A 14,471-nucleotide genomic window follows, 5' to 3' on the forward strand; every position below is an offset into this window, starting at 1 on the left:
CCAAACTTCCTTATGATTTGGATCACCATCCACCTTACCACCCATCACCCTGCGTTCTTGAAGTTCCAAATAAGCTTTGCCCATTTCCAATCTTACTTCTTCAACATCTGCCTCACTCATGGGGCGCCCGGCATCTGCCTCAGTTCGTTTCATGAAATTTATAGCAGCCAACCCTGCTATGGAGTTGCCTTTAGCAACGCCATTGGCAAGCACGGCATATCGGTCCCCCTTCATAGCCATATAGTCATACATATCGCCAACACCTTTGGACTCAAAAATTTTACGCGCAACCGCTATATCTTCTTTTGTCAACCCCGACATTTGCCACCTCATCTTCTGCTATTAATTAAAAAATCGACCACTGAGCGCCTCACTTCCAACCACCGCATTAACTTATCAGGGCGCATTATCACCTCGACTAGTACGTCTCCAAACACCACAAAGGTCATTTCACACGAATAGTAATTCGGCACTTTCGGGCGCCAACTGCAATACCCCACAGCAGCCAAGTCATCGAGCTCACCCTGCCAATAGATAAGCTTCTTGTGATTTTCCAAAGTCGTGTCACGCGCCTCTACACGATAGAGGCTGCTTGACTCATCGTACTCAGCAAGCGTTATTGTTTCTGCTGGGCTTTTCCGCAAAAGAAACTCGAGTTGACGCCGTAAATCCCCCTCTCTTGCAGTTATCGGGGCCACTGCGACCAACAGCCCCTCATGCTCCAAGCCCTGCCGGAACACTAAACTGTCATCCGCCGGCTCGAGCTCTGGCCAGGTCATTGACAAAAATACAGATACCAGGTTTGCGTCACAGCCTTTTTTGTTATAAATAAAGCCAGGATCAAAAGAGCTTTTTCCCTCATATTCTGGCCAAAATGGAAAGTACAACCTAGAGAACTTGTACACTTCCCCTGAAATTCTGCCGCACACGAAAGGATCAAACGTTACCTCCCCTGGCTTCCAAGGTTCGCTTTTCCAAGCCACAACTATTATCACCAGCACGGGAGTCAACAAGAGTACAGCGGAGCAAAGCCTCAAAAAATTCCAAGCCCATGGGAAAAACAAACATGGTATTTTTCTCATGATGACTTAGCGCTCCGTCAAGCTTTCTCGGACATACAACCAAAAGGGGCAGAATCTAACTTTGATCATTTTCCTTCTCCTTGCCTTACACCTCGCCTTGCAACTCTTCAACTCCACTAACCACACACCTCAATTCACCTCGCAAAAAATCAACACTCACGAGAGCCAGCCCTCTTATCACGCTAAGCCTGACGCGCTTCTTCCACATCGGACATTTCCATCCTGATCATTTATCGACCCGGTACCTCGCAGCATTCAAGAAAAACTCACCCACTGCCAAAGCAATGTTATGCCACTCCCCAAGCCTCTCCCATAAAAACTCCACATTAACAATTGCATCTCCTCCGGGTCTCAAAAACTTCAAATAGCAACGCGAGTAATTGGCCTTGGGTTCCACCCAGTTACAATAACCGATGTATTGCATGCGTCCCTTGGCCTCCAGCCAGAAAAAGCCCTTGCGCCGATTAGGAAATTCACTATCAACACCCTCGATAAAATTCAGGCCGAGATCTTCGTTCAGCTTGCTAGCCTTAACTAGAGCCGCGGGTGTTTCACGAAGATAATGCTGGAGCTGTTTTCTCAACCCTGCTTCCCCATGCAGCCAAGGCCCAATTGCGACCGATATCCCATCAAAGCGAAAAGACGTCGCCTCACCGTAAGAGACGGGCTGCATCTCCGGCCAACTCATTGCCATATAGAGTGACGCCAAGTTTGCACCACAGCCTTTTTTGATATTTATAAATACCGGCTCCCAAGAACTCTTGCCCTCATCCTCAGGCCAATAGATCACATACTTCCTAGGGAGCTCATAAACAACACCCGAGACCTTTCCACACACCATTGAATTAGGGGTCGTCAGCTTCTTCGGCGCCCAAGTCGGGGCAACAACAATGGCGACCAACAACCACGCCACACTTAGCAACAACAACAATTTGCTAAAACCCCACAGCACCAAACCAAATCTTCTACACAGCGCAATTAGCTTTCCGAACAGCACCTTCACAAAGAGAAAGATATACCTGAAACTAATCATCACCCCTCCCTAGACCCAGTCTGCCCATATCAGCCACTAAGCAAACTTAGCTTCAGACAACGCATAAACTTTTCCAAAATTTCTTTTGCACAACACGGAAATGTTGCTCCCAGCCCCAAACGCATCTGAACCTCCGTGCCGCTGCAGGGGGTTCAAGAAGAAACTGATAACCCTGCGCCTATCCACAATCACTTCTGCACGCGCAGTCATGCTTATCGTCAGCGGTACGTCTTTATCCCCTACGCTAAAAATTTTCTTGGCCAGTTCTATTCGAGCGCTATACATCAGGCCGCGCCGCTCATCTTCAATATCGTCATCAGAAATACTCTCCACACCCCTTGGACACCCCCGTACCTGGTAAACGTTAACATCTCAACTTTAATTTCCACTTACTGCCCCTGATCAGAAGAGGTTAACTTCATCATTAAAAAACCACCCTTACATCCCATTAGATTCCAAGAAGTTCTTGACACGCGACATCATCTCACCCCACTCGCTTAATTCGCCCCATCCAAAATCAATCTTTACAACAGCTTTACTGCCCTCCAGCAAATATCTAAAATGACACCGATGGTATTTAGACCTATACTTACTCCAACTACACCTTCCAACTTGCTCCATGTACCCATTTCTTTCAGACCAGAAAATCATCCGTGGTGAATTGGGAAAAACGCTATCAACACCCTCCACTCGATTCAAACCTAATTGTCTATCAAACACCTTGGCCTCTCGTTGCTTATAAGTTGCCTCGGAAATGAAAAAATCAAAGGTTTCGCGCAGTCCCCTCTCACCAGCAGGCCATGGTTCAAGCGTCACTACGATTCCACTAAACGTCTCTGAGAAATAGTTTCCCGGCGTTAACTCAGGCCAGTTCATGGCCAGACTTAAAGAATATAAATTTGATTCACACCCTCTACCAACGCCGCCAGAACCTCTCTTATAATTTCCTTCATCCTCATATTCCGGCCAGAAAGGAACATATTCGCTTGAAAACTCATACATAACACCAGACACCACACCACATACTTTTGGCGCAGGGGGTGCGACCGGCTTCGATTTCTCGCTTAAAGCAACAGTCGCCACTGCTAAAGCAACACAGCTCGCGGGAAGACACAACGCGACCGCTGCGCTAACCCTCAGTGCATTCCATATAATTTCGTACAGCATTCTCCAGCCGCTTTTTTCTCGTAGCCGATTCGCGTCCATCTGTTATCACCCTCACAAGTAATCACTTAGCGCTCCGTTAAACTTTCCTGCACATGTCGCCGCAAAGGCCTTAGAAAATAACTTATAACCTTGCGCTTATCCGTAATAACCTCCGCACGCACTGACATACCCGCCGTCAACGGAACATCCTGTTTTCCTACACGCATTATTTCCTTACCCAGGCGGACTCGAGCGCTATAAACCAACCCTCGCTTCTCATCTTCAATGGCATCGTCAGAAATACTCTCCACCACCCCCGGGACAACCCCGTACTGGGTAAACGTGAACGTCTCAACTTTCACTTCCACTGGCTGCCCCGGATATACAAAGCCGATATCTTTGTTCTCGACTTTCACTTCCACTTCCACCGGCTCGCCCGTCGGCACAATGACCATCAGTGTCTGCGCGGGTGTAACCACCCCGCCCTGTGTATGGATCGCCAACTGCTGGACGGTGCCGTCAACGGGGGATGTCAGTACCTTGAGGCGATGCCGCTGCTCGGCCTTGTTCAACTCCTGCTCAAGGGTTGCAATGCGCCGTTGCGCCTCACCGTGAAGGTCGAGCATGGCTCTGCGCAGTTGGGCAATGGCACCGCTACGGCGGTGCTGAGCAGCAAGCCGTGCAGCGTTCAGTTCGTCTATGCGCGAGCGCTGGAGTGCCAGTTCGCGTTCCTGCTCCAGGCGGGCCTGCTCCTTTTCCAGGTAGGTGTGCTTGGCCACGGCCGATTCGCTGAACAACAGCTTGTAATCCGCCGTCAGTTGGCGGGTGATCACCAACAGTTGCCGGAGCGCGTCAGCCCGGCCCTGGGCGGAACGGATTTCGGCAGCGCGTTGACCGATTTCGGCATCGGCCTGTTCCAGCGTGGCCTGTAACTCCAGGTATTGCCCCTCCAGCCAGCGCTGCGCGCCTGCCTGCTGCGCGGCCGTGGCCTGCGGTATCAGTGGTGCCAGGGAGGCAGGTGCCACATCGCCGTCCAGCGCACTCAGCAGTGTGCTGGCGCGGGCCTGGTCGATCTGCGCAGCCAGCAGTTCGCTGCCCAGGCGCTTGATGTCAGCCTCGGTCAACTGCCCTTCCAGCTCGACCAGCACATCGCCTTTGCGCACCGGCTGGCCATCGACGACGTGGATCGACTGCACCACCGCGACCTCGCTGGCCTGTATCAACTTGCTCCTGCCACTGGGCACGATCTTGCCTTCGGCACTGGCGATGACATCGATCTCACCGATGCAAGCCCAGGCAAGCGCCAGCCCGATGAACATCAGCAGGCTCCACTGCAGGTAGCGCGGCAAGGGATGCACTGGCGTTTCCTGCAAGGACAGTGCCGCAGGTAAAAAGGCCAGTTCGTCGGGCTCACGTACGGGGCCGTCCATGCTCCGGCGCTTTCGCCATGCCGTCCTCCACGCATCCCGGTAGCGCTCGGCAAGGTCTTTGAACGCCACACTCATACGGCGGCCCCGAGCTGCAGTTGATGCAGGTAGGCATAGGTGCCCTGTGGATAACCCAGCAGCTCATCATGAGTCCCTTGCTCGATGATCTGCCCACGCTCCATAACCACGATGCGGTCGGCATGGCGTACTGCCGAAAGCCGATGGGCAATGATGATGACCGTGCGCTGCGCGCAAATCCGCGCCATGTTCTGCTGGATGATCCGTTCGGACTCATAGTCCAGCGCACTGGTGGCTTCGTCGAAAATGAGGATGCGTGGGTTGCCGAACAGCGCTCGGGCGATGGCTATGCGCTGTCGCTGCCCACCCGACAGGCTGGCGCCGTGCTCACCAATCAGGGTTTCGTAGCCATCCGGTAATTCGAGGATGAACTCGTGAGCACCCGCCAGCGTCGCTGCGGCGATTACTTCTTCAAGCGGTGCTGCTGGGTTGCCGAGGGCAATGTTCTCGCGCACGGTGCGCCGAAAAAGCACGTTGTCCTGCAACACCACACCGATCTGCCGACGCAGTGACGCCACATCGGCTACCGCCAGGTCAGCACCGTCGAGCAATACCCGCCCCCGCTCGGGTGAGTACAGCCGCTGAATCAAGCGTGTCAGCGTGCTCTTGCCTGACCCCGAGCGACCTACAACGCCTATCACTTCTCCGGCGGCGATCTTCAGGCTGACATCGCGCACCACTTCGCCCCCGTCCGGCCGATAGCGAAAACACACACGATCGAGCTCAATCTGCCCGACAAGTGTGGGCAGTACCGTGCCCTTGCCTTGGTTGACCTCGGTACGGGTGTTGAGAATGTCACCCAGGCGTTGAATCGATACCCCTGTCTGCTGGAAGCTGGTCCAGAGTTGGGCCAGGCGGATGATGGGCTGCGACACGCGCCCTGCGAGCATGTTGAAGGCGATCAGCTCGCCCACCGTGAGTGCGCCTTCGATGACCAGCCGGGCCCCCAGCCACAAGGTGGCTACCGTGACCAGCTTGCCGATCAGGCCGACGCTTTCATTGGCCAGACTGGAAAGGTTCTGGGTCTTGAAACTGGCAGATACATAAGCGGCCAACTGATCATTCCAGCGCCGGGTCACCTGAGGTTCCACGGCCATCGACTTCAGTGTGTCGATGCCGTTGACCGCCTCGACCAAAAAAGCCTGGTTCTCGGCGCCGCGTTGGAAGCTTTGATCAATCAACGCCCGCAGTAGCGGAGTAACGACCAGGGATACGAGAAAATAGAAAGGCAGCGAGCCAACGACGACCAGCGTCAACCATCCGCTATAGAGGAACATGACAGCGATGAAGACCACCGAGAACAGCACATCCAGCACTAGCGTGATGCTGTTGTTGGTCAGGAAACTTCTGATGTTCTCCAGTTCTCGCACTCGGGCAACCGAGTCACCGACTCGCCTGGCGTGAAAATAGGCGGTGGGAAGATCGATCAAATGCCTGAACAGTTTTGCGCCCAGTTCGACATCGATTCTTGACGCTGTATGAGCTGCCACATAGGTACGCAACCCACTCAGCAATGTTTCAAATAGAACGACGACCAATAAACCCAAGGCGATAACATCCAGCGTGGTCAAACCGCGATGCACCAGGACTTTGTCCATTACCACCTGAAAGAACAAAGGCGTCAGCAAAGCCAGTATCTGAATGACCAGGGAAACCACGAGCACTTCGCCAAATAGCCGCCTGTACTTCACCAGGGCAGGTATGAACCAGGTAAAGTCGAAGCGTGACAGCCCAAGGGGCAACTGGGCATCGGAGCGAACCAGAATGAGTTCTCCCGACCAGCGCACCACCAGTTCCGCGAGGGTCAGCGCTTGCGGCGCGCGGGAATGCGGGTCCTGCACCAGAACCTGCTCGCCCTCCACGCGCGCGATGATGAAGTATTCACCACGGGTATCCACTGCAATAGCGGGCAAGGGCGTCTGCTGCAGCCGGGCCGGATCGACGCTGCGGTGTTTGGCCTTGAGGCCAAGTTGCTGAAATGCCCGAAGTAGTGTGCAGGTAGAGAAACGCTCACCCGCTGCTGCATGATCGTGCTGCAACTGCTCGGCAGAGACGGCAACACCATGGTAACGCGCCAGCGTGATAAGACACACCAGCCCACTTTCAATAGTGTTGGCAATGCCATCAGATAAATCAGCCATCACGCCACCTCTTATGAAAACCGGACATGAGGCGATACTAGCCCGAAGCAATAGGACAAACGTCCTACAAGCTTCCGACACAAGCGTGTGACACTTCTGACTTTTAAAGTCTATTCGTAGGAAGTTTCCTAACGGCGAGAAATCCAGTGTAGGAAGTTATAACTTACGCCGTAGGAATAAATAACCAGAATCAGACATATCCACTCTAGACCGGGTCTTTGAGTGGATATGTCGGTTATCAGCGGATCAAGGCCCCCAGACCCTCGAGCAATCGCTGCAGCGCCCCCTGATTGGCCCGCATCACCGCCCTGCCCGCCTCGCCCATGCGCTGGGCGTCCTGCGGCAGTTCCACCAGACGGCGCACCGCACCGGCCAGCCCGTCAGCATCATCCACCTGCTGCAACGCACCCGCCTCGCGCAGCATCGCGCTGATTTCGAGGAAGTTGAACACATGCGGCCCCATGAGCACCGGCAAGGCCAGCGCCGCAGGCTCCAACGGATTGTGCCCACCGGTCGGCACCAGGCTGCCACCGACGAAGGCAATGTCGGCCAGGGCATACAGGAACAGCAGTTCGCCCATGGTGTCGCCCAGCAATACCCGCGTTTGCGCATCGACCAGCGTACCGGCAGAGCGGCGCACGGTGGTGAACTGCTCGCTGCACAGCGCATGCACTGCATTGAAGCGCTCGGGGTGGCGCGGCACCAGGATCAGCAAGGCATCGCCATGCACCTGCAACAACTGCCGATGCGCCTGCAGGATCAAGGCATCTTCCCCTTCATGGGTGCTGGCGGCGATCCACACAGGGCGCTGGCCGCCCCCCCACTGTTCACGCAATGCCCTGGCGCGCGGCAGCAGCTGTTCGTCGATCGTCAGGTCGAACTTGATCGAACCGGTGACTTGCACGCGCTCAGGGCGTGCACCCAGGTCACGGAAGCGCTGGGCCTCGGTTTCGGTCTGCACGGCAATCAGGCTCATCTCGGCCAGCATCGGCCGGGTCAGCCTGGCAAAGCGCCCATAACCACGGGCCGAACGCTCGGACAAGCGCGCATTGGCCAGCGCCACCGGAATGCCGCGCCTGGCACACTGGTGAATGTGGTTGGGCCAAAGCTCGGTTTCCATGATGATGCCCAGCTTAGGCTGCACATGATCGAGAAAACGCCCCGCCGCCCAAGGCAGGTCGTAGGGCAGGTAGCAATGCTGCACGCATGGTTCGTTGGCGAACAGGGCGCGAATGCGTTCAGAGCCGGTAGGGGTCATGCAGGTCAGTGTGATCGGCAGCTCCGGGTAAGCCTTGAGCAAGGCACGCACCATGGGTGCGGCAGCAATGCTCTCGCCCACCGATACCGCATGCACCCAGATACCACCCTGGCGCATGGCCGGCAGCTTGAAAGCAAAGCGCTCGCCGATGCGCTGGCCATAGGCCGGTGCCTTGCGCGCGCGCAGATACAGGCGCAGCGCAACCAGCGGCAGGCCCAGGTGAAACAGCAAGGTATAGAGAGTTCTGTTCATGGCGGCTAAGTCTACCCGATCGCGCGAAGGTGCACTGCAAAGCGCTCGGCCAGCCACTGCGCGGCCGGGCCCAGAGGTTCATCGCGGCGCCAGGCCAGCTCTGCCACCAAGGCCGGGGGCCGCCAGTCGCTGTCCAGTTCGACCATGTGCGCCTGGTAGGTCGGGTACTGCACCACATGCCGGGGTAACCAGGCCCAGCCCAGGCCGCGCATCAGCAGTTCGGCCATGGCGTAGAAGCTGTCGGCACGCCATACCTGCGGGCTGATCGCCTCGCCGCCGGGGTAACCGCTTTGTTGTGGCGTGATCAGCAACTGCCGGTGGCGGGCCAATTGTTGGCGAGTGACCCGGCCTTCGCCCGCCAGCGGGTGGCCGACCGCGCACACCGTGACCATCTCCACGCTGCCCAAGGCACGGCGTTCCAAGGAAGCCGGGATGCTTTCGTGGAGGAAGAACAGGCCCAGATCGGCGCGCCGCTCCACCAGCTTGCGCGCCACATCGCCCTGGGCTCCGCTGGCCAGTTGCACCTCCAGGAACGGGTAGCGACTAGCCAGTTCGTCGAGGCTGTCGATCACCGGCTGATACGGCATGGCTTCGTCCTGCGCGACCCGCAGCAAGGCCTCCTGCCCGCGCATCAGGGCCAGGGCGCGGCCATCCAGGCGTTCGCACTGGCGTAACAATTCGCGGGCGTCTTCCAGCAAGGCGCTGCCGTTTTCAGTCAATTTCGGTTGCCGGCCGCTGCTGCGCTCGAACAGGGTGACCCCTAGGTCGGTTTCGAGCAGCGCGATGGCACTGCTGATCGCCGACTGGGCTTTGTGCTGCTCACGTGCCACCGCGGAGAACGAGCGCAGTTCTGCAACGCGCAAAAAGGTACGCAATTGTTCAAGGTTCCACTGCTCGGCCATCAACCTATCTCCCACATTGATAGGTAATGACTTTACCCCATCCAGGCAACGTCTAGAATGCCCGCTCAGTAACGGAGGATCCCGCCATGAATGCCTACACCTACCTCGCCATTGCCATCTGCGCCGAAGTCATCGCCACCGCCTCGATGAAAGCGGTGAAAGGCCTGAGCACGCCCTTGCCACTGCTGCTGATGGTGGTTGGCTATGGCATTGCGTTCTGGATGCTGACGCTGGTAGTCCGCAGCATTCCGGTGGGGATTGCCTACGCCATCTGGTCGGGGCTGGGGATTGTGCTGATCAGTGTGGCGGCGCTAGTGATCTATGGGCAGAAGCTGGATATGCCGGCGATGCTTGGCATGGCCATGATCGTGGGTGGCGTGGTGGTGATTCAGCTGTTCTCGAAGACCGCTGGGCATTGAGAGCCCGTGTGCGGGGCTCGCCGACGATAGGGCCATCTCAGGTATAGCCTGTATACTTGCCAGCTGTCCCAGTCTTCGAGGTACCGCCATGCCATCTGCCATTTCCACTGACGTGCTGATCGTCGGCGCCGGGGTCGCAGGCCTCTGGCTCAATGCCCGACTGCGCCGCCTGGGCTACTCGACAGTGCTGGTGGAGCGCGCCAGCCTTGGCGGCGAGCAGACCATCAAGTCGCAGGGCATCATCCACGGCGGCACCAAATACGCCCTGCACGGCGCCCTGACCGGCGCCTCGGAAGCCATCGCCGACATGCCGCGCCGCTGGCGCGAGGCCTTGGCCGGCAACGGCGAACTCGACCTCGGGCGTACCCGCCTGCTCTCCGATGCCCACTACCTGTGGTCGCCGGGCACCTTGGCCGGCAACCTCACAAGCTTCTTCGCCAGTAAGGCCGTGCGCGGTCGGGTCGACCAGGTCAAGGGTGACCAGTTGCCACCGGCACTGCAGGACCGCGCGTTCAAGGGCAAGGTGTACCGCCTGGCGGAACTGGTGGTCGATGTCCCGAGCCTGCTGGCCAACCTGGCCGAGCTGGCCGGCGAATCCTTGCTGGCAGGTGAACGCATCGAACCCTTGCGTGAAGGTAATGCGTTGGTCGGCCTGCGCGTGGACGACCGGGAAATCCGTGCCCAACGCATCGTATTGAGCGCCGGAGCCGGCACCGAAGGCTTGCTGCAGGCGCTGGGCCTGGATCAGCCGGCCATGCAAACCCGCCCGCTGCACATGGTCATGGCCAAGGGCCCGAACCTCAAACCTTTGTACGCCCACTGCCTCGGCGGCGGGCCCAAGCCGCGGGTAACGGTAACCACCCATCCGGCAGCCGATGGCCAGTGGGTCTGGTACCTCGGTGGGGACCTGGCCGAAGCCGATGGCGTGGCGCGCGAGCCTGCAGCGCAGATTGCCGCAGCGCAGAAGGAAATCGCCAACCTGCTGCCCTGGGTCGATCAGAGCCTGGTGCGCTGGGCCACACTGCGCGTCGACCGCGCAGAGCCTGCGCAATCCGGCCTGGCACGCCCGGACAACGCCTTCCTTGCCGACCAGCAGCGCCTGCTGGTGGGCTGGCCGACCAAACTGGCACTGGCACCGGACTTCAGCGACCGGGTGATCAGCCACCTGGAGCGCGACGGCATTCGTCCACAAGCACAGGCCGACCTGGCCGACCTCCCACGCCCTCCACTGAGCGTACCGGCCTGGGAGCAGTTGCTGCCATGAGCCTGCCAACCCTGCACGCATTCCATCGCCCGCTGGGCAGCACCGGCCTCACGGTCTCCCCACTGGGCCTCGGCACGGTCAAGCTGGGCCGCGATCAGGGCGTGAAGTACCCCAGTGGCTTCACGATCCCCGGCGATGAGGAAGCCCGCCTGTTACTGGCCCAGGCCCGCGAGCTTGGCATCAACCTGATCGACACCGCCCCGGCCTACGGCCGTAGCGAAGAACGCCTGGGCCCGCTGCTGCGCGGCCAACGTGATGAATGGGTAATCGTCAGCAAGGTCGGTGAAGAGTTCGAGGAAGGCCTGTCGCATTTCGACTTCAGCGCTGCCCACACCCGCCGCTCGGTGGAGCGCAGCCTGCGCCGGCTCGAAACCGACCGCATCGAACTGGTGCTGGTGCATTCCGACGGCAATGACCTGGCCATCCTCGAACAGCAGGAGGTCTACCAGACCCTGGCCGAACTCAAGCAGGAGGGCAAGATCCTCGGTTTCGGGCTGTCCGGCAAGACCGTCGCCGGCGGCCTGAAGGCACTGGAGCAAGGCGACTGCGCCATGGTCACCTACAACCTCAACGAACAGGCAGAACGCCCGGTGCTGGACTACGCTGCCGAACACGGCAAGGCCATCCTGGTAAAGAAGGCCTTGGCGAGCGGGCATATCTGCCTGGCCCCGGGCGTCGACCCGGTGCAGGCCAGCTTCGAGCTGCTGTTCGCCCACCCGGGCGTCAGCAGTGCTATTGTCGGCACCATCAACCCGTTGCACCTGGCCCACAACGTGGCCACCGTCGCCCGTATCCTGGGCCAGCATTGAGTTACCTCAGGCTCCCGATTCAGGGACTGGAGACTGACCCGACGCAAGGAGGAGCCTCGTGGCGCGAACGCTGATCCGCAAGAACCCGAGCAACTTCAAGACACTGCCACTGCATGTCGAGGCCACGCCCGAAGGCTTGATCTACCAAAGCATCGGCATGCCGCTGAACTTTGCCCAGACCCAGCAACGGCGCAAGGCCATCCAGTTACCCGATACACAACACTTCGTGGTCGAACTGGCCAACCTGGGCGTGTCAGTGCGCCTCACGCTGCATTGGCAGAACCGCGATTACTGGGTACTGGTGCGTCAGCGCCGACAAGACCGTGGCGATGTGGTACTGAAACTGATTTCCGGTTATGTACCGGCGCAGGAGCTGAACCTGCCGCTGCACACGGCCGTACAGGAAGTGGCCGAGGAGTGCCTGCTGGAAACCCCGGAAGGTTGGCTGGGCGGGCGCTTCAACGACACCTGGCTGCCCATCCCCTACGCCGCCGCCCTGCACTACCGCGAAACACCCCACTTCGTGCTGGCTCCGGAGTCCGGTGCCGCACGCCCGGTGCATTGCGGCAAGCTGATGCTCCTGGAGCGCCCACGGGCCTATGTGCACTTGCCCACCGCTTCGCTACAGCTGATCTATGACATGCGCCTGCAAGTGCCCCGGGACGCCAAGAAACTCAGCTTGTTCCACGTTGACGAGCGGCTGGAGGGCGACCAGCTGGTGGCGCGGCTCAACCGCAAACGCCCCGACCTGTACCTGATGCCATTGAAGGACGGCCAGCCACTGGCAGAGCTGTACACGCTGAAAAAGGATGAGCTGGTGCCGGCGAGTACGCGTGGGCTGTACCTGGCAGAAAGTTTTGCCCGGCAGGAAGGCTGGGTGGTGGCAGATGAACGGGTACGCTGGAAGGATTGGGTGAAGCAGCAGGGGTTGGTGGAAAGCAAGCCCGCAAGGGCGTCGCACTTGCAAAGGTTTGGCGACAAGGCGCGAGCGCTGCTGGAGCGGGCGCGGACCTCGCTGAACAAGTGACATCCCGGGAGCTTTCGCCTGCTTGCTGGGGCGGGTAAACCCGCCCCAGCCGAGGGCCGCCACAACGGCCCCAAGGTCAGATCAGTTCTTGCGAATTTTCTCGACAATCGCCGTGGTCGAGCTGTTCTCGACCAGCCCCAGCACCTTCACGGTGCCGCCATAGCCCTTGACGATATCAGCGCCAACCACCTGGTCGATGCCATAGTCTCCACCCTTGACCAACACATCCGGCTTGACCTGGCTCAGCAGGTTTTCCGGGGTGCCTTCCGGGAAACTGATCACCCAGTCCACCGCGCCCAAACCGGCCAGCACGGCCATACGCCGGTCAACGCTGTTGATCGGCCGGCCCGGCCCCTTCAGGCGGCTTACCGAGGCATCGTCGTTTACCGCAACGATCAGGCGATCACCCTGGGCCCGCGCCTGCTCCAGGTAAGTGACATGCCCGGCATGCAGGATGTCGAAGCAGCCATTGGTAAAGACGATCTTCTCGTTGTGTGCCCGCGCGTCATCAATGGCCAGCAGCAGTTGCTCAAGGCCCAGCACGCCGCGTTCGGAGCCTTCCTCACGCTGGATGGCCCGGCGCAGCTCAGGGGCGCTGATGGCAGCCGTACCCAGCTTGCCGACCACAATGCCCGCCGCCAGGTTGGCCAGGGCCACCGCATGGGGCAGGTCCTCACCCGCAGCAATGGCCGCGGCAAGGGTGGAAATGACAGTATCGCCGGCACCGGTCACATCGAACACTTCGCGTGCCCGCGCTGGCAGGTGCAACGCCGGCTGACCAACGCGCAGCAGGGTCATACCATGCTCACCGCGGGTGACCAGCAGGGCGCCCAGGTCCAGGTCCTGCAGCAACTGCAAGCCCTTGGCGACCAGTTCGGCCTCATCGACGCAACGGCCGACGATGGTCTCGAACTCGCTGAGGTTCGGGGTAATCAGGCTGGCGCCACGGTAGATGGAAAAGTCCTTGCCCTTGGGGTCGGCCAGCACCGGAATGCCCTTGGCCCGCGCCGCCTGGATCAGGTTTTGGTGATTTTTCAGTGCGCCTTTGCCGTAGTCGGACAGGACCAGCACCTTGACGCCTTCGAGCAGGCTGTCGACCTCCGCTCCCAACGACAGTGGGTCGGTGGCGAACGGCTCTTCGAAATCGATACGCAGCAGCTGCTGGTGACGGCTCATGACCCGCAGCTTGACGATAGTCGGCTGGTGCGCGATGCGCTGGAACACCGAACGGACACCGGCAGCCTGCAGGCTGTTGGCCAGGCTGTCGGCAGCCTCATCCTGGCCGGTGACGCCGATCAGCGAAGCCGGCGCGCCCAGCGCAGCAATGTTCAAGGCAACGTTGGCCGCGCCGCCGGGGCGATCCTCGATCTGATCGACCTTGACCACCGGGACTGGCGCTTCAGGCGAAATACGCGAAGTACCGCCATGCCAGTAGCGGTCGAGCATGACATCGCCGACCACCAGTACCGGGGCTTGATCGAAACGCGGCATGGACAACTTCATGGGCAACCCATATGGAAATAATGAACAGGGGCAGGATATTAGCACAGGGTAGTCAATGGCTTTGTGGCCAGATCATCCCTGGAAAATTCCCGTGACAATCGGGGCCATGACGGCCCCGATCAAGGAGGGT

At 59.0% G+C, this 14,471-nt stretch carries 13 protein-coding genes; 4 read left to right on the forward strand and 9 right to left on the reverse strand.

Annotated features, from left to right (window positions below; translation table 11 throughout):
• Nucleotides 1-329: 329 nt before the first annotated feature.
• From V7787_RS29465 to V7787_RS29500, 8 genes are all read right to left on the reverse strand, one after another.
• The gene (locus tag V7787_RS29465; protein ID WP_157814217.1) at nucleotides 330-905 is read right to left on the reverse strand and encodes a hypothetical protein; all 576 of its coding nucleotides are present in this window, start codon (nucleotides 903-905) and stop codon (nucleotides 330-332) included.
• A 403-nt stretch (nucleotides 906-1,308) separates the two neighbouring features.
• Nucleotides 1,309-2,115, reverse strand: a complete 807-nt coding sequence (locus V7787_RS29470; protein ID WP_336090873.1) for a hypothetical protein — start codon at nucleotides 2,113-2,115, stop codon at nucleotides 1,309-1,311.
• A 36-nt stretch (nucleotides 2,116-2,151) separates the two neighbouring features.
• Nucleotides 2,152-2,448 carry a hypothetical protein gene (locus V7787_RS29475; protein ID WP_196766217.1) on the reverse strand — a complete coding sequence of 99 codons (297 nt, stop codon included), beginning with the start codon at nucleotides 2,446-2,448 and terminating at the stop codon, nucleotides 2,152-2,154.
• A gap of 105 nt (nucleotides 2,449-2,553) precedes the next feature.
• Nucleotides 2,554-3,321: a hypothetical protein gene (locus V7787_RS29480; protein ID WP_336090875.1), complete on the reverse strand. Its 768-nt coding sequence runs from the start codon at nucleotides 3,319-3,321 to the stop codon at nucleotides 2,554-2,556.
• Between the two features lie 26 nt (nucleotides 3,322-3,347).
• Nucleotides 3,348-4,766: an HlyD family type I secretion periplasmic adaptor subunit gene (locus V7787_RS29485; RefSeq protein WP_336090877.1), complete on the reverse strand. Its 1,419-nt coding sequence runs from the start codon at nucleotides 4,764-4,766 to the stop codon at nucleotides 3,348-3,350.
• Nucleotides 4,763-6,907, reverse strand: a complete 2,145-nt coding sequence (locus V7787_RS29490) for a type I secretion system permease/ATPase (protein ID WP_104962659.1) — start codon at nucleotides 6,905-6,907, stop codon at nucleotides 4,763-4,765. Before V7787_RS29490 ends, V7787_RS29485 begins: the two co-directional genes overlap by 4 nt.
• 238 nt (nucleotides 6,908-7,145) lie before the next feature.
• Complete coding sequence (gene waaA, locus V7787_RS29495) at nucleotides 7,146-8,417, reverse strand: lipid IV(A) 3-deoxy-D-manno-octulosonic acid transferase (RefSeq protein ID WP_336090880.1); 1,272 nt, start codon at nucleotides 8,415-8,417, stop codon at nucleotides 7,146-7,148.
• An 11-nt stretch (nucleotides 8,418-8,428) separates the two neighbouring features.
• On the reverse strand, nucleotides 8,429-9,319 hold the full coding sequence (locus V7787_RS29500) for a LysR family transcriptional regulator (RefSeq protein WP_003249460.1): 891 nt from the start codon (nucleotides 9,317-9,319) through the stop codon (nucleotides 8,429-8,431).
• An 86-nt stretch (nucleotides 9,320-9,405) separates the two neighbouring features.
• Between V7787_RS29500 and V7787_RS29505 the strand changes: the two genes are divergently transcribed.
• The 4 genes from V7787_RS29505 to V7787_RS29520 all read left to right on the forward strand — a co-directional run bounded on the left by V7787_RS29505 (nucleotide 9,406) and on the right by V7787_RS29520 (nucleotide 12,838).
• Entirely contained in the window at nucleotides 9,406-9,738 is a 333-nt protein-coding gene (locus tag V7787_RS29505; RefSeq protein WP_004577390.1) for a DMT family transporter, read from the forward strand.
• A gap of 88 nt (nucleotides 9,739-9,826) precedes the next feature.
• Nucleotides 9,827-11,002 (forward strand): NAD(P)/FAD-dependent oxidoreductase, encoded by a 1,176-nt coding sequence (locus tag V7787_RS29510; RefSeq protein ID WP_014859637.1) that lies wholly within the window; start codon nucleotides 9,827-9,829, stop codon nucleotides 11,000-11,002.
• Nucleotides 10,999-11,811, forward strand: a complete 813-nt coding sequence (locus tag V7787_RS29515; RefSeq protein WP_064492584.1) for an aldo/keto reductase — start codon at nucleotides 10,999-11,001, stop codon at nucleotides 11,809-11,811. The genes V7787_RS29510 and V7787_RS29515 overlap by 4 nt, the downstream gene beginning before the upstream one ends.
• Before the next feature lie 58 nt (nucleotides 11,812-11,869).
• Nucleotides 11,870-12,838 carry a hypothetical protein gene (locus V7787_RS29520; RefSeq protein WP_003249451.1) on the forward strand — a complete coding sequence of 323 codons (969 nt, stop codon included), beginning with the start codon at nucleotides 11,870-11,872 and terminating at the stop codon, nucleotides 12,836-12,838.
• 81 nt (nucleotides 12,839-12,919) lie between these two features.
• Here V7787_RS29520 and hldE read toward each other — a convergent pair whose 3' ends face one another.
• A complete protein-coding gene (gene hldE, locus V7787_RS29525) occupies nucleotides 12,920-14,341 on the reverse strand; it encodes a bifunctional D-glycero-beta-D-manno-heptose-7-phosphate kinase/D-glycero-beta-D-manno-heptose 1-phosphate adenylyltransferase HldE (protein ID WP_003249449.1) in 1,422 nt (473 codons plus the stop codon).
• Nucleotides 14,342-14,471 lie beyond the last annotated feature (130 nt).

Source organism: Pseudomonas sp. CGJS7 (assembly GCF_036961695.1).